The sequence below is a fragment of the Pedobacter sp. BG31 genome (assembly GCF_042464845.1).
In the GTDB taxonomy this organism is placed as follows: Bacteria; Bacteroidota; Bacteroidia; order Sphingobacteriales; family Sphingobacteriaceae; genus Pedobacter; species Pedobacter suwonensis.
The window spans coordinates 117,779-139,049 of sequence record NZ_JBHNZK010000016.1; the positions used below are offsets into that span (position 1 = coordinate 117,779).

At 38.6% G+C, this 21,271-nt stretch carries 18 protein-coding genes and 1 tRNA gene; 11 read left to right on the forward strand and 8 right to left on the reverse strand.

Translation table 11 applies throughout. The annotated features are described in order from the left end of the window. Positions 1 to 9 precede the first annotated feature (9 nt). From ACFE6N_RS18070 to ACFE6N_RS18090, 5 genes are all read right to left on the reverse strand, one after another. Complete coding sequence (locus ACFE6N_RS18070; RefSeq protein ID WP_378938711.1) at positions 10 to 813, reverse strand: hypothetical protein; 804 nt, start codon at positions 811 to 813, stop codon at positions 10 to 12. Between the two features lie 195 nt (positions 814 to 1,008). Next, a complete protein-coding gene (locus tag ACFE6N_RS18075; RefSeq protein ID WP_378938713.1) occupies positions 1,009 to 4,203 on the reverse strand; it encodes an efflux RND transporter permease subunit in 3,195 nt (1,064 codons plus the stop codon). A 64-nt stretch (positions 4,204 to 4,267) separates the two neighbouring features. Next, positions 4,268 to 5,335, reverse strand: a complete 1,068-nt coding sequence (locus ACFE6N_RS18080) for an efflux RND transporter periplasmic adaptor subunit (protein ID WP_378938716.1) — start codon at positions 5,333 to 5,335, stop codon at positions 4,268 to 4,270. A gap of 2 nt (positions 5,336 to 5,337) precedes the next feature. Beyond that, entirely contained in the window at positions 5,338 to 6,678 is a 1,341-nt protein-coding gene (locus tag ACFE6N_RS18085; RefSeq protein ID WP_293742929.1) for a TolC family protein, read from the reverse strand. Positions 6,679 to 6,761: 83 nt separating this feature from the next. Next, a complete protein-coding gene (locus ACFE6N_RS18090) occupies positions 6,762 to 7,373 on the reverse strand; it encodes a TetR/AcrR family transcriptional regulator (protein WP_090983088.1) in 612 nt (203 codons plus the stop codon). A gap of 175 nt (positions 7,374 to 7,548) precedes the next feature. Here ACFE6N_RS18090 and ACFE6N_RS18095 point away from each other — a divergent pair, with 175 nt between their 5' ends. From ACFE6N_RS18095 to ACFE6N_RS18110, 4 genes are all read left to right on the forward strand, one after another. Further along, positions 7,549 to 7,980 carry a sterol desaturase family protein gene (locus ACFE6N_RS18095; protein ID WP_378938719.1) on the forward strand — a complete coding sequence of 144 codons (432 nt, stop codon included), beginning with the start codon at positions 7,549 to 7,551 and terminating at the stop codon, positions 7,978 to 7,980. Positions 7,981 to 7,990: 10 nt separating this feature from the next. After that, positions 7,991 to 8,440: a hypothetical protein gene (locus ACFE6N_RS18100; RefSeq protein ID WP_378938721.1), complete on the forward strand. Its 450-nt coding sequence runs from the start codon at positions 7,991 to 7,993 to the stop codon at positions 8,438 to 8,440. Between the two features lie 41 nt (positions 8,441 to 8,481). Then, a complete protein-coding gene (murB, locus tag ACFE6N_RS18105; protein WP_378938723.1) occupies positions 8,482 to 9,498 on the forward strand; it encodes a UDP-N-acetylmuramate dehydrogenase in 1,017 nt (338 codons plus the stop codon). A gap of 127 nt (positions 9,499 to 9,625) precedes the next feature. Next, positions 9,626 to 10,156, forward strand: coding sequence for an RNA polymerase sigma factor (locus tag ACFE6N_RS18110; RefSeq protein ID WP_378938725.1), 531 nt, complete (start codon positions 9,626 to 9,628; stop codon positions 10,154 to 10,156). A 583-nt stretch (positions 10,157 to 10,739) separates the two neighbouring features. On the opposite strand, the gene ACFE6N_RS18115 is transcribed toward ACFE6N_RS18110, so the two are convergent. Next, the gene (locus tag ACFE6N_RS18115) at positions 10,740 to 12,221 is read right to left on the reverse strand and encodes a phytoene desaturase family protein (protein WP_378938727.1); all 1,482 of its coding nucleotides are present in this window, start codon (positions 12,219 to 12,221) and stop codon (positions 10,740 to 10,742) included. Positions 12,222 to 12,845: 624 nt separating this feature from the next. Further along, on the reverse strand, positions 12,846 to 13,148 hold the full coding sequence (locus tag ACFE6N_RS18120) for a GIY-YIG nuclease family protein (RefSeq protein ID WP_378938729.1): 303 nt from the start codon (positions 13,146 to 13,148) through the stop codon (positions 12,846 to 12,848). Between the two features lie 391 nt (positions 13,149 to 13,539). Between ACFE6N_RS18120 and ACFE6N_RS18125 the strand changes: the two genes are divergently transcribed. From ACFE6N_RS18125 to ACFE6N_RS18140, 4 genes are all read left to right on the forward strand, one after another. Continuing rightward, positions 13,540 to 14,070 carry a hypothetical protein gene (locus ACFE6N_RS18125; RefSeq protein ID WP_378938731.1) on the forward strand — a complete coding sequence of 177 codons (531 nt, stop codon included), beginning with the start codon at positions 13,540 to 13,542 and terminating at the stop codon, positions 14,068 to 14,070. A 1-nt stretch (position 14,071) separates the two neighbouring features. Further along, positions 14,072 to 14,770 (forward strand): lycopene cyclase domain-containing protein, encoded by a 699-nt coding sequence (locus ACFE6N_RS18130; protein ID WP_378938733.1) that lies wholly within the window; start codon positions 14,072 to 14,074, stop codon positions 14,768 to 14,770. 325 nt (positions 14,771 to 15,095) lie between these two features. Beyond that, the gene (locus tag ACFE6N_RS18135; protein WP_378938735.1) at positions 15,096 to 16,103 is read left to right on the forward strand and encodes an IS110 family transposase; all 1,008 of its coding nucleotides are present in this window, start codon (positions 15,096 to 15,098) and stop codon (positions 16,101 to 16,103) included. 398 nt (positions 16,104 to 16,501) lie between these two features. After that, positions 16,502 to 16,744, forward strand: a complete 243-nt coding sequence (locus ACFE6N_RS18140; protein WP_378938737.1) for a cytochrome b5 domain-containing protein — start codon at positions 16,502 to 16,504, stop codon at positions 16,742 to 16,744. A gap of 135 nt (positions 16,745 to 16,879) precedes the next feature. Here ACFE6N_RS18140 and ACFE6N_RS18145 read toward each other — a convergent pair whose 3' ends face one another. After that, the gene (locus ACFE6N_RS18145) at positions 16,880 to 17,800 is read right to left on the reverse strand and encodes a PfkB family carbohydrate kinase (RefSeq protein ID WP_090983103.1); all 921 of its coding nucleotides are present in this window, start codon (positions 17,798 to 17,800) and stop codon (positions 16,880 to 16,882) included. Between the two features lie 141 nt (positions 17,801 to 17,941). On the opposite strand from ACFE6N_RS18145, the gene ACFE6N_RS18150 reads away from it, so the two are divergent. The 3 genes from ACFE6N_RS18150 (at position 17,942) to ACFE6N_RS18160 (ending at position 21,180) form a co-directional block, all read left to right on the forward strand. Then, a tRNA-Asn gene (locus ACFE6N_RS18150) sits at positions 17,942 to 18,015 on the forward strand. 460 nt (positions 18,016 to 18,475) lie between these two features. Then, a complete protein-coding gene (nhaA, locus tag ACFE6N_RS18155; protein ID WP_378938739.1) occupies positions 18,476 to 19,810 on the forward strand; it encodes a Na+/H+ antiporter NhaA in 1,335 nt (444 codons plus the stop codon). Positions 19,811 to 19,842: 32 nt separating this feature from the next. Beyond that, entirely contained in the window at positions 19,843 to 21,180 is a 1,338-nt protein-coding gene (locus ACFE6N_RS18160; RefSeq protein WP_378938741.1) for a TIGR00341 family protein, read from the forward strand. Positions 21,181 to 21,271 lie beyond the last annotated feature (91 nt).

Sequence of the window (21,271 nt, forward strand, 5' to 3'; positions counted from 1 at the left end):
TCTGCTATGCTACTCTTTCTTTATCAATCCGTGTTCTTTTAAGGCTGCTACCGCAAGCTCAATTAACCTGAAGTTTTCTTCCAGGTGTCCATGCTGTACTTCCACATTGATATAGGGGATATTATTTTGCATGGCATAAACCGAAAGGGAACCATCGTTGGTTGCGAATTTAGATTGAAGGATAACATTCACATTGGCCTTTTTTAAACTGCTGAACAACCTCGGCTCGGTTACATAAATCAGATCGTCGCCATCCATTTGGAAGTTGATGTAAACAGAATCTGCAGTACTGGATAAATCGTAACCTGGTAAATAAGAAGAGATGCCAAAACCACCATCAGCATTGTTGTGAAGGGTTAAAAAATAACCCGTAGTTTTTGGATCATAAAAATCTACAATCTGTTTACCTGTTCTTAGTATAGCTTTTTCAACTTCGTTAGTGCTAAACTGGTTTTTCTTTAACCGGGTATTCACCCCCACTTCAGTATATATGGCATTGGGGTCTATGCGGTACTGGTCGTCCATATACTTGAAATAATAATCCCTCACCGCTCCGTACTGGCTGTCTATAAGTTCGCCCCCATACCAGCGGATATAATCAAAACCAGCCTTTACCCCGGTGTCTTCATTATCATGTACCACTAGAAACTTTACGCCGTTGGGTTTATAGCTATATTTTACCAATGTGATATCCAGATCGTACAGCTTGACAAAGTTTGAATCGGTACGCATTGCTGCAAAAACAGGCGGATGTTGAGCTTTTACGAGGAGTGTAGAACAGATGAGCAACAGGCTAAAAATGATTTTGAACATAATCAATAATATACAATGTTGATTAACATTTGTTTGGCCGCAGTATTGTAGAATGACTTAAAAACACCGTTTCGAAAAAAAGGAACTACAGGAAGGCATTCGTGTACTTATGAAATACAGTTCATGGGTTTTTGAAACCATAAAAAAGCCCCGATTTGGGGTCGGGGCTAATTGATTGTTAATTTGGAGGTATAATTAATGTCCGTGATCTAGATCGTATTCATTTACATCTTTATGGTCATACGGTTCAACCATTAATTCATCGATGGTTTTTCCTTTTTTGTTGAAGCCAAAGCGCTCTAACATCCTGTCGAATATTAAGTATACTACTGGTACCACGATTAAGGTCAGGAACAATGAGCTGGTTAATCCACCAACAATTACCCATGCCAGACCATTTTTCCACTCAGCACCCGCGCCGCTGGCCAATGCAATTGGAAGCATACCGAATACCATGGCGATGGTTGTCATTAAGATTGGTCGTAAACGTGCATGGTTGGCCAATACAAGCGCTTCTTTGGTTTCTTTACCTTCAGCTTTTAAGTGGTTGGTGAAATCGACCAGGATAATCGCATTTTTTGCAACCAGACCCATCAACATAATTAATCCTAAAATGGTGAAGATACCGATTGAGTTATTGGTTAAGGCCAGCGCTAATAATGCTCCGATTACCGCTAAAGGAAGTGAAAACATTACTACCAGGGGATAGATAAAACTATCATAAAGTGCAACCATAATCAGGTAAACCAAAATGATTGAAGCCAATAAAGCAATACCCAAAGTTCCAAAACCTTCGCTCTGGTTTTCCTGATCTCCTGCCCAGCTATAACTTACACCAACCGGTGCCTTAAGCGTGCCATTTTCCTGCAACTCTTCCAGTTTAGCCTGAAACTCTGCAACTACGGTACCTGTTGGTCTGCCAATCGATTGTGCTTTAACCGATACTGAAGTCGATTTATTCAAACGCTCCAGCTGACTTGGACCCGAACCTTCTGTAATGGTTGCAAACTGTGATAACTTAATCTGTTTACCCTCATTATTTACAAAAATAAGGTTACGTACATCGTCAATGTTCTGGCGGTTAAAGTTCTGATACTGGATGTTAATGTCGTATTCGTACTCTCCTTTACGGTATTTACCATCGGTGTTACCGGCGAAAGCAGTCTGCATAGTTGATCCTACGGTTTGCAAGGTCAAGCCCACAGCCGACATTTTATCGCGGTCAACCTGAACGTTAATTTCTGGTGTTCCTTTTTCTACCGATAATTTAATCTCAGTAGCACCAGGAATAGAGGCAAGAACCTTTTGTGCCCCTTCAGCATATTTCAAGGCGCTGTCTAAATCAGAACCCATTACCACCAACTGGATGGGCGCGTTTTCTGCGATACCCAAAATACTGATCGGCACAGTTTTTACTTTTGCGCCTACCAGTTCTTTGGCCAGTGCACGGCTCATTTTTGTAGCGAAAATATCTGAAGAAACACCTTTACGCTGATCGCGTTCAACCAGTTTTACGTTAATTTCCGATTTATATGCTGTAGCTTGTGTACCACCGAAATCTCCGGTCGATTGTCCCACAGTAGTAATCAGCTGCGTAATTTCAGGTTGTTTATCTAAGAATGCTTCTGCTTTTTGAGTAAGGAAGTTGGTTTGCTCTAAAGAAGCATCTTTTGGCAATTCCAATTGCACCAGGAATTCACCTTTATCTGATTTAGGGAAGAATTCTGACCCTATAAAACCGCCTGCTAATAACCCACATGAACTTAAGAACATCACCACCACGGCAACTAAAGTTAATGCTTTATGATTTAAAGACCATGTTAAAATGCTGGTGATCCAAAGTGTAAATTTCTTCAATTGTTTTTCGAACCAGAGAATAAAACGGCCAAATATATTTTTGCCTTCAATGTGTTCTAACTTACCGAAACGGGAGAAGATAAGCGGTACAATGGTAAATGAAGCTAACAATGATAGTAATGTTGCAATAATTACCACGATACAGAACTGGCGTAAAATATTAGATACTAAACCGGTACTTACTGCGATCGGGAAGAACACCACCACAATTACGAAAGTAATGGATACAACCGTAAAACCGATCTCTCTTGTTGCATCAGAGGCTGCCCTTACTTTGTTTTTGCCCATCTCCATGTGTCGCTGGATATTCTCCAATACCACAATCGCATCATCCACCAGGATACCTACCACGAGTGATAGTCCGAGCAGTGACATTAAGTTTAAGGTAAAGCCAAATAAGCTGATACCGATAAAGGTAGCGATCAGCGAAACCGGAATGGATACCATTACAATTAACGCATTACGTAAACTGTGCAGGAAGAAAAGCATCACGAAGGCTACCAGGATAACCGCTAAGATTAAATCGTGGATTACCGCATCAGCAGACTCTAAAGTAAAGATTGAACTATCGTTTACAATCCTCATGTCTAATTTATTGGCTGCATATTCTGCTTTAAGTTTGGCAATAATGGCGTGTACACCTTTACTTACCTCCACAGCATTCGCATCACTTTGTTTAATGATCTGGATAGCGATAGATGCTTTGCGGTCAATACGTGCCAGTTTCTCTGTTTCTTTCTGCGAATCCTGAACGTCTGCCACGTCACCTAAGCGGATCTGTGCACCATCTTTGCCTGTGGTTAATACCAGGTTTCTCAATTCATCAATACTTCTGTATTTACCCGATAAACGGATCAATACGTCCTGGTTCTGCGTTTTAACACTTCCTGTAGGGAAATCCAGGTTTGAAGAAAGGATCATTTGTTGTACCTGTGGAACCGCAAGACCATAGCCCTGTAGTTTATTGGCATCAAGTGAAACCTGAATTTCACGTTCAGAACCACCCACTAAATTTACCTGTGCAATACCATTTACCCTCGAAATTACCGGAGCAATCCGTTTGTCAATTAAATCGTAAAAACTTACGTCGTCCATATTGGCAGAAGCCGTCATGGTAATTACCGGTAAATCATCAAGCGAGAACTTACTCAATGATGGTGTTTTTACATCTTCCGGTAATTGAGAAAGGATGGCATTAACCTTTCTTTGGGCATCATTTAACGAGATATCGATATTTGCCGCATCTGTTAGCGTAATGGTTACGGTTGATAAACTCTCAAACGATACTGAGTTGATTTTTTTGATGTTTTCCATCGATGATACCGCATCCTCAATTTTTTTGGTTACGGTATTTTCAACCTCATTCGGCGAAGCACCAGGGTAGATGGTTGAAATAGATACTACGTTGTTAGAGAATTTTGGAAGTAATTCATAACCCAACGAAAAGTAACTTAATAAGCCAAGCAAAGTAAGTGCGGTAAATACCACAATAACCAGCGAAGGCCTTTTTATAGATATGTCTGTTATCTTCATTTTAATTCGTGTTGCGTTGTGCGATTGGCATATCGCGTTTTTAAAAGCTGAAAATTCCGCTAACTTACTTTACGATACTAACTGGAGTACCTTCGGTTAAGTTAATCTGTCCACTGGTAATTACAGTTTCACCTTCTTTTAGGCCATCCAGAATTTCAACGTTATCCCCCAAAATACGACCAGCTACCACATTACGCGTTTTAGCTGTATTGCTGGCTTTATCCAATACAAAAACCTGGTTACTGCTCACACTGCCCACAAAAGATGTACGCGGGATAAGAATGCTTGGTGCCTGTTTAGGGAACTTAAATACTGCAGTGCCGTACATACCAGCTTTTAAAGTGTTTTTATGGCTGTTCTCCACTTCAATTTCAACTGGAAAATTCAGCGTTGCATCGGCCTTAGCAGCGATAAAGGTTACTTTTCCGGAGAAACTATCCGTTGGGAAAACGGAAGATTTGATCTCGATCTTATCACCTATTTTAAGGTTGGCCACCTGCGATTCGTTCACATTAACTTTCAGTTTTAACTTAGAAACATCCACCAGTTCGAATAACTGTGTGCCTTGAGCTGTTACAAACGCACCAACTTCAATGTACCTTTTGTTTACAATACCGTTAATCGGCGATTTAATATTCGCATCGCTTAACCTTCTTTGCGAGGCCTGTAAGCGTAATTTTGCATTTTTCGTGGCCAGTTTAGCCTGATCTAACTGTTGTTGGGTAACGCCACCAGTTTGGAATGAGCTTTGATATCTGGCTTCATCTCTTTTTGCATTTTCGTAAGTGGCTTCAGCAGTTTCCCTGTCTGTGTTGATGATTTCTGCATCAACACGGGCCAAAACCTGTCCTTTGCTTACCCTGTCGCCTTCATCTACATAAATAGCTTTAACCCGGCCCGCATTTTCTGATAAGAAGTTAAGTTCCTGTTTAGGAATAAAATTTCCGTTTGCGCTGAAATCTAAATCTACAGCTTTTTTCTCTACTTGAGCAACCCGAACGGCAACAGCGCCACCACCTTTAGCAATGAAAGCAGTTTTTTCTTCGTTCTTCTTTTTATTGTTGCTTAAAACATAAGCTATTGCACCGAGGGCAACAACAACTACGATGATTATGGTAATTACTCTTTTCATTTCTATTGTACTAGCGATTTAATGTTTCCGTTTGATTTGATTAATTGTATTTCGGCTATCTTATAATTTAATAAAGCCTGTGTATAACTGTTTTGTGCCGAAGTAAGTGCATTTTCGGTATCCAAAAGATCGGTTAGTGAAGCTAAGCCGTTATTATAGTTATTTTGGGTACTTCTATAAATCTCTTGAGCTAAGTCGGCATTTTTACGTTGCGATTTAATGGTATTTAAGTTATTGCGCAACTGTATTTTTGCATTTTCGTAAGCCAGATTTAAGGCGTTATTGGTTTCTCTTCTGCTTTCCCTGGCTTTTTTGATATCCACATCTGCCTGGCGGATTTTAGAGCGGGTTAAGAAACCGTTAAAAATCGGCACCCTCAGGGTTAAACCAATTGCCGATGAACCAAAACCGATGGCCGAAGCGTTGGAGTTAAGGAAATCGAAACTATTGCTCTGGCTCGAATAAGTATAATTTCCAGTTAAAGATAGGCTGGGATAATATTCGGCCACATAGGCTTTCCGTTGTAAGGATAGCAGTTTGTCCTGGTTATTTAAAAGCTTGACTTCAGTTCTGTTGGCCAGATCGATAGAATCTGTAAACATAGGTAATGTAGTTACTTCTGTTAATTCGGTAGGGGGTAGGCTGATTGGAGTTGCAACCGCCATTCCCATCGAAAATTTTAACTGGTTTTCCAATTGGGTAATCGCATTAACGACTTGCTCGCGTTGTGTATTCAGGTTGGTTAAGTTTACGCTGATCCGGTCTACATCAATCTTTCTGGCCAGACCATTTTTATACTGCGTGCCCACAATTTTTTCAACTATCTTAACATTTTTAATGTTGGTGTCGATGACGTTAAGCTGTTGCCTGTTTACTAAAACCTGATAGTAATTGTTGGCTACCAGTTCGATAATTTGTTCTTCAGTTAATTGCGAGGTAAGCGCGTAATATTCTTCACTTGATCGTGCAGCCTGCAGGCCGGTAAAAACCTGTTGGTTAAACAATTGCTGTGAAAGCTGAACGCCTGCGGTTGAATTCCAGTTCTGGCCTAATTTAAACGATTGTGTTGCGCCGCCAATATTTGCAACCAGCTGACCGATAATTGGATTGTAAGTTAAACCCACATTTCCGGTAATTTGTGGTAGAGCCTGTGCCCTAACTTCCTGCACCTTATATTTTCCACCTTCAATATCTAACCTGGCATTGCGCACTTTAGTATTGTTTTGGAGCGCAAAGGTAAGCGCATCTTTTAAGGTAATTTGCTGCTGTGCAATTGCCAGCTGCGGTAAAACCGAGCCGATAATAACAATGAGCATTAATCTTACCGCATTGATTCTAAGCATAATCTATTGTTTTTTTTGTTTTTGGGTTCTTCTCTTTTATTCAGCCTTTAAGTTGAGGCTATTTGTTTCTGCCAATGTTAAGTTTAATCCGCACATCTTAAGCCTCTTACAAATATGGTGGTCAGGTTTTTTTGTTTTAAGGTCATTCTATTTAACGACTTTTTATCAGGAAAAAGATCTTTTCCGGTTTCCATAATACACATGGTGGAAAGGCCCATTAAACTTTCAAGATACAATTCGGCAACATGTTCAGTGTCCTCATGTTCAATTTCTCCTTTTGCTTTGGCCTGACCAAAAATCTCTGCGAAAAAATCCTTTTCAGATTCTTTTAATGTACGCAGCTTGCCTTTAATTACATCATCATTTAGTAAATCCGGGATGCCCTCCGTAATGCGGAGCATATAATACTTCTGGAAAAATGTATTTCGTACATCAACGATGTTAAAAAGAATTTCCTGTAGTGGTAAATCAGGATTATGTTTCTTTTTGATCAGTTCGAAGAAATCGTTAAATACCCTTTCTATTACTCCTAAAATTAAATGTTTTTTATCGGGAAAATAATAATAAAGAGATGGTTTTGATACGGACAGATCTTCGGCAATATCATTCATGGTGGTTTTACCAATACCAAAATGGATAAAGCGTTTTATCGCACCATCAATAATCTGCTCTCTCTTTTTATCAGCTACAATCATTTTACTTTTCTACTTTCTGACTTTTTTAATATTTTAGTCAAAAATAGTGCTAAAAAATGATTTGTCATGAAAATTGATTTCAAACCGAATTAAGCTTACAATTTTATGACATAATTTTAATTGTTCTGCTGTTTATATATCTTTACAAACCAATTATTTAGAAAAATTGTCAGTTTTGATCAACATCCTCACCGTACTTTTTACCATCATTTCGATGGAGTGTCTTTCATGGTTTATACACAAGTACCTGTTTCATGGTCCGCTTTGGTTTATGCATAGAAGTCACCACGAGAAATCAAAATCATTTTTCGAATGGAATGATCTGTTTGCTGTGTTGTTTGCCGCCACATCTTTGTATTTAATGTATGTTGATCAGGATAACTTAGGCTATCGGTTTTTTGTGGGGCTGGGTATTACTTTGTACGGATTGATTTATTTTGTGATACACGATTGGTTTGTACACCGGCGTTTTAAAACCTTTAAAAGCAATAATGCTTATTTGCAGGCGGTACGGAAAGCACATAAAATCCACCATAAAAACAGGGGGAAAGAAAAGGGAAAAGCGTTTGGTTTGTTGTTTGTGCGGAGAGCAGTATTAAAAAGCTAAATTATATCAAATGAAATCTTATCACCTGTCCTTTTTGATTGGAATTGTTTCTTTAAGCTTGTATTCTTGTGGCAAGAAAACTAATAAAGATCGCGCCATCGCGCTCGTAGAATCAAAATATGAAAAAACTAATCAGGATTTGAATTTCGATGAGGCGAAACTTGATAGTTTATATAATATTTCTCCTCAGGCTTATGCTGATAGTTTAAAAAAGGGAGATGAATTGGATGTTACGCTGGCCGAGTTAGAGAGCCAGATTGAACACCTGGGACAGGCAGAATCAGATAGCGTAGGATTGATCAGTGCTAAACTCACAAAAGAAAGATACCGCCTATTGGATCTAAAGAAAATCAAACCACAATTTATCGGCTGGAAACTTTCGGGTGTATCCATAGCGGGTAATAAGCAAAAAGCTGTAAGCTTTAATTTTGACAAGGAAATTACCAAAATCGTTCCTTAACTGTTTTTTATTTTACTTTTGCAACATCATACAAAATCATCATGCTTCACATTCAGGAAAATATTTCACTAAAACCATACAATTCCTTTCGTATAGATGTTAAGGCAAAGTTCTTTGCCGAAATTTTTTCTGAAGACGAGTTGCGGTCGTTGTTTCAGGATGAACTGGTAAAAACGCAAAAACTGCTTGTTATTGGAGGCGGCAGCAACGTGCTTTTTACGCATGATTATGATGGTTTGGTGATTAAAATCAGTATCAAAGGCATTCAATCTGAAGTTATTGATGATAAGGTTATGGTAACTGCTGGCGCAGGCGAGGTTTGGAACGATTTTGTAAACTACTGTGTTGAGCATCGTTTTGCTGGTGTAGAAAATTTAAGCCTGATTCCGGGAACGGTGGGTGCATCACCAATACAGAATATTGGTGCGTATGGGGTAGAGTTGAAAGACGTTTTCGAAAGCTGTACGGCATTTGAAATCAAAACTGGCGAAATTAAAACCTTTGCTTATCATGATTGTTATTTTGGCTACCGCGAAAGTGTTTTCAAAGGCGTATTAAAGGGGCAGTATATTATCACTTCTGTTACTTTCCGGCTATCGGCTGTGCCAAAAATAAATACTTCTTATGGTGCTATTGAAACTGAATTGCAAAACAGGGGCATAGTGCAACCCACCATTTCAGATGTTTCCGCTGCTGTATCTCATATACGGGTGAGCAAACTGCCCGATCCATCTACTATCGGAAATGCCGGTAGTTTCTTCAAAAACCCGGTGATCGAAAAACATGAATTTGCATATATCGTGGCAAAACACCCCGATGTGGTGCATTACCCTACGGCTGATGGCAAAATTAAACTGGCAGCGGGCTGGTTAATTGAGCAATGCGGCTGGAAAGGTAAAGTGGTTGGACAAACCGGTACCTGGAAAAACCAGGCGTTGGTTTTGGTTAATCATGGTCAGGCAACAGGAGCGGAAGTGTATCATTTTTCTGAACAAATAATAGACAGTGTAAAGTCTACTTTTGGAGTCACTTTGGAAAGAGAAGTAAATATTCTGTGACGAACATTGATTGTTAGGTAGTTAGGCATTGTAGGTAGCTTTCCTGAAAATTTTGGTATTAAGTTTGTTTGAGTTTAAGAGAATGAACAATAATTGATTTGTTTTTAATCTCCTAAAGCTAAATATCATGACAAAATTTGAATTCAACCATCTAGTTAATCATCACTCGGTATCACTTAGATCTTATGCTTTAAATTTTACAAAAGACGCAGAAGACGCAAATGATTTGGTTCAGGATACGATGCTTAAAGCGATTACTTATTATAATAAGTTTAAAGAAGGGACTAATTTAAAAGGATGGCTATTTACCATCATGAAAAATACGTTCATTAACAATTATCGTCGATTGGTTAAAACGAATACTTTAATTACACAGAGCGAGGATATTTCTTCTGCAAATCTATCATATAGTGCAACCAAAAATAGTGCAGAGAGTAAATTTGTGTTAGGCGATATTGATAAAGCATTAGCACAATTACCTGAAGAATATTATGTGCCTTTTATCCGCTACTTTGAAGGCTATAAATATCATGAAATTGCTGATATGTTAGAGATTCCAATTGGAACTGTTAAAACACGCATCCATGTGGCAAGGGGGATTTTGAAAAAATACCTTAAAACATATTCAAAAGAAATTGCCACAGCAGAATTAGCTTAAGATACATCTATTATGGAATTAAAGGCTCAGATTAATCTGGGCCTTTTTTGTTAGGGTCAACTTTTTAAGTGGTTTGTTATCCAAGGGGGATGGATAGTTTTAAAGTATCGCCATTTCGAGAATGTTAACGAGATATTTTAAATTCGATGTGTAAAGCTTGTTTCAAGATCTCTGCGACTTAACGTCAAGACTACGTTCAATATTTAGATTAAACAGCATTTCTCAGTCTGACAAATTGCAAGGAAATGCCCATCGATAATTCCGCTTGATTCCTTTTTTTTTTGTTAAGGCAAACCAAATGTTTTGCTTGGTCCACAGGTTTTGGTTCTGATCCAAATTTTTACTTGATCAAGGATCCAAGACGATCGCATTTGTAAAAATGCATTAAAAAGCAAAAGGCCCGGAAAATCCAGGCCTTTTTGCTTATCATATATTTGGTTAGTTGATTCTTATGTTTTCTTTCAACAATTCGCCTTCTCTCTTATTTCGAAACAAATGCAAACCTCAAACAATTATGTGTTTTGCAGGATTATTGCAGTGTTTTTGTTTTGTGGTTATAAAGATAAGGGAAATTTTAAATTTGTCAAGCTTTTTTTAACTTTTTTTTTATTTCTTTTGCGACCACTTGTCCAGAAATGATGGCAGGCGGCACCCCAGGCCCCGGAACAGTTAACTGGCCGGTATATAAAAAATTTGTTACTTTACTTTTCATTTTGGGTTTTAGAAAAGCGGTCTGTTTCAAAGTGTTTGCTAATCCGTATGCATTCCCTTTAAAGGCATGATAATCTTCTACAAAATCTTTCATGGCATAACTGCGTTTAAATAAAATGCTTTCGCTTATATCGTTTCCGGTCATTTTTTTAAAGCGATCCATCAATACATTGAAATATTCTTCTCTTTTGCTTTCGCTATCTTCCAGATCCGGTGCAAGCGGAATTAAAAAGAAAAGATTTTCACAACCTTCCGGTGCTACGCTTTTATCAGTTATTGAAGGACAGCAGGCATAAAACAGGGGCTTTGATGGCCATTGTGGGTCGCTGTAGATTTCTTTGGCGTGTTCATCAAAATTCTCATCAAAGAACAAATTGTGGTGTAACACATTGGTTAGTTTTTTATTTAAACCTATGTAAAATAAAAGACAAGACGGCGCCATTGTTCGTTTATCCCAGTAATTTTTGTCGTAATTACGGTAAGGTTGATCAAAGAGATATTGGTCGATATGGTGATAATCTGCATTACCGACTACAAAGTCGCTTTTAAAATTTCCCTGATTTGTGATTACGTGCTCTGCCAGATTGTTTTTTACCTCAATTTTGGTTACTTCTGTATTGAACATGAATTTTACGCCCTGTGCCTCCGCAATGTTTTGCATGGCAGCTACAATTTGATGCATGCCGCCCATTGGGTACCAGGTACCTAAAACAAGATCAGCATAGTTCATCAGACTGTATAATGCGGGAGTATTTTGTGGCGTAGCACCTAAAAATAATACAGGAAATTCCAGAAGTTTCTGCAGTCGCTCATTTTTAAACAGTTTATGCACATGTTTGCGCATATTGCCCAAAAGCTGTAGTTTAATTCCGCTGATGGCTAGCCTGGGATCAAAATATTCCATTACGCTATGCGAGGGCTTAAAAACATATTCGTTCATGCCTACATCATATTTATATTTAGCCTGATCAAGAAAATATTTGAGGTTGCTGCTACTGCCCGGCTCAAGTTTTTCAAATAAGGCATATAAATCGTCTAATGTGGCAGGAACATCAACAATATCGTTTTGACCAAAATAGATACGGTAAGATGGACTAAGCCTTTTCAGTGCATAAAAATCAGAAGTAGTTTTACCAAATAAGTTGTAATAATTTTCAAATACATCGGGCATCCAGTACCAGCTAGGCCCCATATCAAAAAGGAAGCCGTCTTTTTGCCAGGTTCTGGCCCTGCCACCTGCCATTTCGTTTTTTTCGATTACGGTAACATCAAAGCCATCTTTGCCCAATAAAGCTGCTGCAGCCATGCCTGCAAAACCGGCACCGATAATGGTAACCGAGGTTCTTTTTTCCATGGTGTAAATAAAGGAATTTTATTGCTTTTTGTTTTGGTTTTTTATCATTCTGTATCTGTCATTCTTAATGCAGTGAAGAATCTTTAGCTTTGATAATAATCTTGATGGAAATTTAATTCGATCATAATGTTTCTTTGTTTAAAGATCCTTCGCTTCGCTAGGATGACACCATGGATAAGAGGTCTGTCATTCTGAATGCAATGAAGAATCTTTTGTAGATAGTATTTTGATTGATTAGTGGTTTGGATAGAATGTTTTCCTATCTTAAAGATCCTTCGCCGTGCTACCATTGACGTTATTTTGAAAATCATTAATAATCAACACTTTAACTGCTTTTGCATTTCCATCCAGCTAGGCCATAGCACGGTATCCCCGTTCTACCTAAATCCGGCCTAACAAATTTTTCGGGCTGCACTGCCCAAGCCAACCTACTAGCTTCGAAAGAAAAATTTTCAGCCGGTGTTTTTTGTTTCTTTTTGACACCAAAAAGAAAGAGCCCTTCGGCGGCGGCGAGCCGAGGCAAGACTGCGCCGTAGGATAAGAGAAGACAATTATACGTCACTCATATTGATTTTAAACAATTAATTAACCCTCAGGATGACATAAGGTATTATTATCCATTAACTATTCTTCAACGATTAAATCGTTTAGGAAATCCCAATTTTTGTTTTTTAATTCAATTAATGCATTCTTCTTTGCTCTTGTCCAGCCCTTTATTTCTTTTTCACGTTCAATAGCATACTCGATGTGTTCAAATCTTTCAAAATAAACTAAATAATAGCAATTGTATTTTTTTGTAAAAGCAAATTTATTTTCTTCGTTCTCTTTGTGTTGCCTCAGTCTTACTGCTAAGTCATTCGTTACCCCAGTATAAACTACAGTTTTATTTTTGTTTGTCAGGATGTAAATGAAGTAATTATGATCCATTATCAAAAATAAATATTTTTATTGAATAGAGGTAATTGTCATTCTGAATGCAATGAAGAATCTTTTATTGTTGATTGTATTTTAATAAGTATAGTTTGCGGTTGCTTGAAGTTCATTGTTTCTTATGTTAAAGATCCATCGCTTTGCTCAGGATGACAGCATGGATAAGAGGTCTGTCATTCTGAATGCAATGAAGAATCTTTTTTTATTTATTAAATTTTAATCAGTTAGTTTTGAATCCATTGATTTGGAGTTCAGTATTTCATCAGTTGAAGATCCTTCGCTTTGCTCAGGATGACATTGACGGGATTTTTATTAAAAATCCTTTCCTTAGCTTATTACAACAGCGCAAACAAATACGCTAAGCTTTTGTTACATTTGCCACCATCTCATGATTAAACTACGTATTTTATTTTTCATGCTGTTTGCCATAGGCAACGCTACTTACGCACAACTCTCTACACAGGAAATTGCGACATTGAAAGCCAACATGGTTAAAGCAGTAGAAAATGCTAAACTTACTGATTCGCTGTTTGACAGGCTGAATAAACTGCCCAATAAAACCGCATTGGTTACGGGTTACTTAGGCACTTTGGAAGCGCTCAAAGCCAAACATTCCTGGAATCCATATAACAAGATTAAATATGTCGGCCGATCACTGAAAACCATGCAGAAAGCAATTGATATGGATGGAGAAAATATGGAAATCCGTTTTATGCGTTTTTCAATCGAATTTTACACGCCATCCTTTCTTGGTTTTAGTAAAGATTTAGCTGTAGACAAAAAAGAGATTGTTAAACATTACCAAAATGGAAATTTTGGTCTTGCTGATGCGGAGCTGGTTAAAAACGTAGCTAAATTTATGATCGAAAGTAAAAAATGTACTGCCGCTGAAGTTAAAATCTTAACCAAATACCTTTAGAATGAATTATATATATTTAATTATCAATATAGCCGTAATTTTTTTTCCGCTGGTTTTATCGTTTGATAAAAAGGTCCATTTTTTTAGTAAGTGGAAGTTTATATTTCCAGCCATACTCCTTACAGGAGTTATCTTTTTAATTTGGGACATTTTATTTACCAGGCTTAATGTCTGGTCTTTTAATCCGGATTACATCGTAGGGATAAATTTTTTCGGCTTACCCTTGGAAGAGATTTTATTTTTTTTAACTGTGCCTTATGCCTGCGTATTTATTTACGAATGTTTAAACGTCTATTTTCCCAAAAACAAGCTTCAAAAGTATAGTCTCGCCTTAAGTAACCTATTTCTGGGACTTAGTGTTGCCATTTTGTTTTTTGCTTATAACAGGTGGTATACGTTGATCAATTTTGGCTTTTTGTTAATCGTGCTGGCTTACGTAGAATATGTGAATGTAAAACTCAGGTTTATGTACAGGTTCTACAGGGCTTACCTGGTTTCGCTTATTCCTTTTTATATCGTAAATGGTTTTTTAACCGCTATTCCGGTGGTGATGTATAATAATAAAGAAAATATAGGTTTTAGGGTAGGTACAATACCTTTCGAAGATCATTTTTATTTAATGAGTTTGTTGTTAATGAATGTTTTCCTGTATGAGCTTTTTAAAAGCAGGGCCGGTAAAAGCGATCTCATAAGATTGTAATAGCCAATGCCGTTTTTTTAGGAAATGTGCGTGCAGTGGCTCTTGGCATCTTTAGCCCCGCTTTGCGCTTTACTCCGTTGCACTTCGTGTTCGCTTCAATCCCTTAGGTTTGATTATTCTTAAAAATATCGGAATTTTAAATATATAAAAACCTTAACGGCAGTGCTGCACTTTGGCTCGATCTAGGTTAAAGACCTAAAACCCGTATTAGAGCACTGCCGTTTGTTGAACAAGAACCATATAGAATTTTAGTCTGGCATGACCATTAAGGGATTTAGTTTTATTCAACATGAAGGTTTGTTTTTCCACTTAACAACTCAAAGTTATGAATTACAGATTATTTGCGGGCATCGACGTTTCAAAAATAAAAACAGATGTCGTTTTTTTTCTTGCTGAGGATCCTGATGAGCAGTTTCATGGCACCTTCAGCAATAATGAGGAAGGCTGTGCCGAAATGATGGCCTGGATGCAGGATCTTACCGGTCTTTCGATTGCTGAGATGCTTTTTTGCGCAGAGGATACCGGACTTTATACACTTCCGATCTGTACATTTTTTGATGGACAAGGCGGGAACCTGTGGGTTGAAAACGCCCTGAGACTGAAACGTTCTCTTGGCTTAAAACGTGGCAAGTCTGACAAGGCAGATGCTGCTGAAATAGCTAATTATGGTTTTTTGCACAGACGTAAAGCTATTCTTTTCAAACTTCCGAGCAAAACGATAAGTAAGCTAAAGCATTTATTGAGCTGTAGAAAGCAGCTTGTGAAGCAACAGACCGCATTAAAGAATGCAAGTGGAGAGCTGGAGGCCTTCGATGTAGATTCAGCCGATTTTACATTAGGGATTAGAAAGTCACTAATCACAGAATACGACAAAAAAATTGACATGATTGAAACGGAACTCCTAAGCTGTGTAAAAGCGGACAAACAACTTGAAAAGCAATATGGTCTGGTCAACTCTGTATATTGTATAGGTCCTCAAACAGCGATGTTTATCGTGGTCCTTACTCAAGGGTTCACGCTATTTGATGACCCCAGGAAGTTTGCCTGTTATTGTGGTATCGCCCCATTCGGAAATACCTCTGGAACAACATTAAAGGGAAAGCCAAAGGTTAGCCATCTGGCCAATAAGAGGATAAAAACGCTACTTACTATGTGCGCCCTCAATACGATCAAAAAAGATAATGAGTTCAAAAGATATTATGATAGAAAGATAAAAGAAGGAAAGCATCATTCAGCTGTTCTAAACGTATTAAGGAATAAACTTGTCAGCAGAGCGTTTGCAGCAGTATTGAAAGACAGACCGTATCAGATAGATCTGTATACCGCTGCCTAAAATATTTCGTGTTTTATTTGCAAAAACCATAGAATACGGGTTTAGGAACCGCGGTTTCTGCGCTCTGCAACCCCAAAAATGAAATGCTGTCGCGGCCAGCTAGCCCCGGTCGAAGCGATACCCTGCAGCAACGAGGTACGAGGCAGCGAAGCGTATAAGTGTAAAACGGGAACACACTTATTGATTTGTACAAGTATTGCGCTCTAAAATATGAAGATTGATTTATAAATATTGGGGCAAAGGTTACAATTCACTTATAATGAAGGCTTTGCGCTTGTCTTTGCTTAAAAAATAATAACTAATTAGTCTACAGGCATAAGAACATATAAGTTTGTAAGCCATTATATTTCTTATATGGTTAAAACCTTTTGATTATCTTCAACCCGAAATTAATTTAAATGGATTTACCAGGCTATACCAAACGACAGCTTGCGTTGCGTAACGGACAGGATAAGCCCCAAATCTGGGTGGCTTATAAAGGTCTGATCTATGATATGACAGATAGCAGATTATGGAAAAATGGTAAACATTATGAGCATTGGGCGGGGCAGGATCTGACTGATGAACTTGCAGATGCACCACATACTGAAGCGGTTTTTGAAAAATTTGTGCCAATAGCCATACTCGTACAACCGAATTAATTTTGGTAGCCTCCAGGCTTCGATAACCATTTGCCAAAAAAAAAGCCGCATTATTTAAGCATTACACTTAAAATATACGGCTCAATTTATCTGTATGATGTAACTGATAACTGGCTATTGAAAACTGTTAACTGATTACGCTTCTATCGTGAAAGAACTTAAGCTTACAAATTCCTGAATTCTCGCTGCAACTTCTTCATCAGTTAAATTCAACAACTTTTCCGTTCCAAATTTTTCTACACAAAAGGAAGCCAGGGCAGAGCCATAAATAATTGCATTTTTCATGTTATTGAAGTTGATAGTACCCACTTTTGCCAGATAACCGATAAATCCGCCTGCAAATGTATCCCCAGCGCCTGTCGGATCGAATACCTCTGCCAATGGTAAGGCTGGAGCCGAGAAAATCTGATCTTCGTGGAACAACAGTGCCCCGTGCTCCCCTTTTTTAATGATCAAATATTTTGGACCCATTGTTAGAATTTTCTTCGCAGCTTTCACCAATGAGTATTCTCCTGATAGCTGACGTGCTTCGGCATCGTTAATGGTTAATACATCTACCATTTTAATGGTTTCTAATAAATCATCCATCATAATATCCATCCAAAAGTTCATGGTGTCCATTACGATTAATTTAGGGCGGTTTTTAAGACGTTTAATGACCGTTTGCTGTACCTGGGGCGTTAGGTTGCCCAACATCAGGTATTCGCAGTCCTGATAGCTCTCCGGGATAATCGGATCGAAATTTTCCAATACATTCAATTCCGTAATCAAAGTATCGCGGCTGTTCATATCGTTATGGTATTTGCCCGACCAGAAAAATGATTTTTCACCAGCTTTAATCTGTAACCCTTCAGTATCAATACCGTGGTTGGTGAAGGTGTCAATGTCTGATTGATGAAAGTCATCGCCCACCACAGCCACAATTTTTGCTTTATTATAAAAGTAAGAAGCGGCCAAACTTGCGTAAGTTGCTGCACCACCAACAATTTTATCTGTTTTTCCGAAAGGAGTTTCAATAGCATCAAAAGCTACAGTACCTATGATTATCAGGCTCATATATATGTATTAAATTTTTTTAAAATTTTTTCACTGCAAATATTGCATAAATAATTTAAAAGCCCTAATATTGCATTCCCAAAACGAACAAGCGGATGTTCGCTGAAAAGTTAAAATCTTCTGTTTTTTGGACAGCCGGATTCCTTCTTAGCTCAGCCGGTTAGAGCATCTGACTGTTAATCAGAGGGTCGCTGGTTCGAGCCCAGCAGAAGGAGCAAACCCCACAACGAAAGTTGTGGGGTTTTTTGTTTATAGTCTATTTTGGACGAAAGAAAAAATTTTGGATCAAGCGGAATTTTGGGGTTGATTTTAATTTTTATCTCAGCGGTTTAGCATTTAACCCAGGAAACCGCGATACTTAAACGCTTGTTATCGCCAGTCTCCATCAATCAATAAGTAATATTTATATTTAATAAAGCTGTCTAGCTATATCTTTGAGCGTATTATCCAGAAACATTTCATTTTTAACATCTGAAGACAGTTCGATAAATCTTTCGTAAGTACATCAAAACTCTTGCCTGCTTTTGTGTCGGAACGGAAGATGATAGTTTTTTCCGTAGTTTATCGTTCGCTCTGATCATTTTCGCGGTACTGGTTTTCTGCAAAATAACATGATAACTTCACAATAGCAGCCATGGGTTCTATTAAAAAGTTATATTTGGGATTTTGAAAGACATGGAAAAAACAACTATAGAAAAAATCATGGCTCCGGTGAGCCGCTTTATTCACTTGGAATACACCAGTGGAATAGTGCTGCTGATCAGTGTGGTTATTGCCATTACCTGGGCTAATTCTTCTTTTCACGATTTCTATGAACATCTCTGGCATATCAATTTTTCTGTAGGGTTTGATAAGTTTTTACTCAGCCAGCCGCTTCATATTTGGATCAATGATGGTTTGATGGCCATATTTTTCTTTGTAATCGGTCTTGAGCTTAAGCGTGAATTCATGGAAGGAGAGCTTTCTTCGCTGCAAAAGGCTTCATTACCAATGACCGCAGCGCTGGGCGGAATGTTAGTTCCTGCAGCTATTTATTTTTTTATTAATCGCGGCACCAACGCATCCCATGGCTGGGGAATTCCTATGGCTACAGATATAGCTTTCGCACTTGCGCTGCTTTCTATGGCCAGCAGGCATATACCGGTCTCGGTAAAGGTTTTTCTGTCTGCCCTGGCGGTTGCCGATGACCTTGGCGCAGTATTGGTTATCGCATTTTTCTATACCAAAGAAATCAACTTTATGCCATTGGCAGTTGCTGGAGGATTTTTGGTATTGCTGATGATCGGAAACAAAGTGGGAATAAGAAGTGCTATGTTTTACCTTCTGCTGGGCATTTGTGTGTGGATCGGCTTTTTACTATCTGGTGTGCATGCTACCATTGCCGGGGTTTTGGTTGCCTTTACTATTCCGGCTGTTACCAGAATTGACGAACAAATTTATTCCAGTAACCTCAGAAAACTTTCATACGATTTCGAGGCCGACATACCTGAGCGGGGGAACTTAATTACGCCCTTGCAAAACAAAACCATCCAAAAGGTAAAAACCCTCAGCATGGCAGCCGAAACTCCTTTACAAACAATTGAGCATGCACTACACCCATGGGTGGCCTTTGGGATTATGCCGCTGTTTGCACTGGCCAATGCCGGCATTGTCATCACGGCTGATTTTTTTGATTCAATCATAAATCCTGTATCCGTAGGTGTGGCTGGCGGATTGATTATCGGCAAGTTTACCGGGATTCTCTTATTTTGCTGGATTATGGTGAAGTTTCGCATATCAAAGCTTCCAGAGGGCGCCAACTGGAAACATATTGCCGGGGTTGCATTATTGGCTGGGATAGGTTTTACCATGTCGCTTTTTATCAGTGGACTGGCTTTCGATAATCCTTTATTTATTGATCAGGCCAAATATGGGATTCTGGTTGCCTCTATCGTGGCCGGGTTATTGGGCACCATCGTACTCAAGCGCGTTGGGAAATCAGAAGGCAGCGAACAGACAGAAGAGGGTTAAACAATAACCAAAGGAAAAAATTGGATACAGGTATGGGGAGAAAAAATGACGATGTACGGGGCGCTGTTAAAGCTTTTATTTCAAAGCGCTTCAATTTACAGATTGATAAGGCAGATGAAAGTGAAGTGGTGGATTCCATTTCCAGAAATTCGATATTTGTTGGCGGCCCGTTATGGACGCTTATCTTTGCAATCATTATAGCCTCGGTTGGTCTTAACGTAAATTCAACAGCCGTAATTATCGGCGCGATGCTCATTTCGCCGTTAATGGGGCCGATTATGGGGATCGGGCTGGGCATTGGTACCAATGATTTTGAACTGGTTAAAAAAGGTGGACGAAACCTGCTTATCGCCACATTTATCAGTATTGTAACTTCTTCCATATACTTTTACATTACGCCACTGCATGAAGCACAGAGCGAGCTTCTTGCCCGTACTACACCATCTATATGGGATGTATTCATCGCGTTTACCGGTGGACTAGCCGGAATTATTGCGGCTACCAGAAGGGAGAAGAGTAATGTTATTCCAGGCGTGGCCATTGCTACGGCTTTAATGCCGCCATTATGTACCGCAGGTTATGGATTGGCCATGGGTAACTGGCCTTTTTTCTTTGGCGCATTGTATCTGTTTTTCATCAATAGTCTTTTCATCTGCATCTCCACGTATCTGATTGTACGTTTTTTAAAATTTGATAAAAAACATTTCGAAGATCCGGGTGTTGAAAAAAAAGTGTCCAGCTATATTCTTTTCACTGTACTTATTACCATTATTCCCAGTATATACTTTGCTTATGATATTGTACAGAAAAGTATTTTTGAAAATAATGCACAGAAATTTATCCGTGAGCAGTTTGATTTCACCACAACCCAGGTCATCAACCGAAACCTGCGTTACTCGAAAGATGAAAGAGAGATCGATCTGCTTTTAATTGGCGCCCAATTGGATAATAACATTATAAATGCCATAAAGGCGAAACTTAAAGATTATAAGTTGGATGGAACAACTTTAAGGATAAGGCAGGGGCTTAATGCAAGGCAGGAGGTCGATTTTTCACAGATAAAGGCCAGTATTATGGAAGATGTATTTAAAAAAGGAAACCAACCGGTCAATTCTGTTGAAATTAATAAGCTTTCCCAGCCGCTACCTGATATCAGGTCAGAATTAATTGCCTTATTTCCTGAAATCAAAAGCTACTCACTTTCCAATATTGTGATAAACAGGTTGGATACCCAAAGCAAGGATACGCTCACGCTTTTTAGTGCAGAAGTATCAAAAGTACCGCTTCAGGCAAACCAGGCCAGGATCCGTTACTGGTTGAAAGGCCGATTAAAGGTTGATACGGTTAGGACGGTTTACATTCCGGAATAGGTATTCAATGGCTTAAATAAAAAGGTTAATCATGGCTGGCTGGTTACTGATGAAGGAGGTTTACGTAGGTTTTTATTTCCGTTTCTGAAGC

What these genes read in the sequence shown, in the direction of transcription:
- ACFE6N_RS18070 (WP_378938711.1), bottom strand. Translation starts at nt 813, where the DNA reads ATGTTCAAAATCATTTTTAGCCTGTTGCTCATCTGTTCTACACTCCTC.
- ACFE6N_RS18075 (WP_378938713.1), bottom strand. Translation starts at nt 4,203, where the DNA reads ATGAAGATAACAGACATATCTATAAAAAGGCCTTCGCTGGTTATTGTG.
- ACFE6N_RS18080 (WP_378938716.1), bottom strand. Translation starts at nt 5,335, where the DNA reads ATGAAAAGAGTAATTACCATAATCATCGTAGTTGTTGTTGCCCTCGGT.
- ACFE6N_RS18085 (WP_293742929.1), bottom strand. Translation starts at nt 6,678, where the DNA reads ATGCTTAGAATCAATGCGGTAAGATTAATGCTCATTGTTATTATCGGC.
- ACFE6N_RS18090 (WP_090983088.1), bottom strand. Translation starts at nt 7,373, where the DNA reads ATGATTGTAGCTGATAAAAAGAGAGAGCAGATTATTGATGGTGCGATA.
- ACFE6N_RS18100 (WP_378938721.1), top strand. Translation starts at nt 7,991, where the DNA reads ATGAAATCTTATCACCTGTCCTTTTTGATTGGAATTGTTTCTTTAAGC.
- murB (WP_378938723.1), top strand. Translation starts at nt 8,482, where the DNA reads ATGCTTCACATTCAGGAAAATATTTCACTAAAACCATACAATTCCTTT.
- ACFE6N_RS18110 (WP_378938725.1), top strand. Translation starts at nt 9,626, where the DNA reads ATGACAAAATTTGAATTCAACCATCTAGTTAATCATCACTCGGTATCA.
- ACFE6N_RS18115 (WP_378938727.1), bottom strand. Translation starts at nt 12,221, where the DNA reads ATGGAAAAAAGAACCTCGGTTACCATTATCGGTGCCGGTTTTGCAGGC.
- ACFE6N_RS18120 (WP_378938729.1), bottom strand. Translation starts at nt 13,148, where the DNA reads ATGGATCATAATTACTTCATTTACATCCTGACAAACAAAAATAAAACT.
- ACFE6N_RS18125 (WP_378938731.1), top strand. Translation starts at nt 13,540, where the DNA reads ATGATTAAACTACGTATTTTATTTTTCATGCTGTTTGCCATAGGCAAC.
- ACFE6N_RS18130 (WP_378938733.1), top strand. Translation starts at nt 14,072, where the DNA reads ATGAATTATATATATTTAATTATCAATATAGCCGTAATTTTTTTTCCG.
- ACFE6N_RS18135 (WP_378938735.1), top strand. Translation starts at nt 15,096, where the DNA reads ATGAATTACAGATTATTTGCGGGCATCGACGTTTCAAAAATAAAAACA.
- ACFE6N_RS18140 (WP_378938737.1), top strand. Translation starts at nt 16,502, where the DNA reads ATGGATTTACCAGGCTATACCAAACGACAGCTTGCGTTGCGTAACGGA.
- ACFE6N_RS18145 (WP_090983103.1), bottom strand. Translation starts at nt 17,800, where the DNA reads ATGAGCCTGATAATCATAGGTACTGTAGCTTTTGATGCTATTGAAACT.
- nhaA (WP_378938739.1), top strand. Translation starts at nt 18,476, where the DNA reads ATGGAAAAAACAACTATAGAAAAAATCATGGCTCCGGTGAGCCGCTTT.
- ACFE6N_RS18160 (WP_378938741.1), top strand. Translation starts at nt 19,843, where the DNA reads ATGGGGAGAAAAAATGACGATGTACGGGGCGCTGTTAAAGCTTTTATT.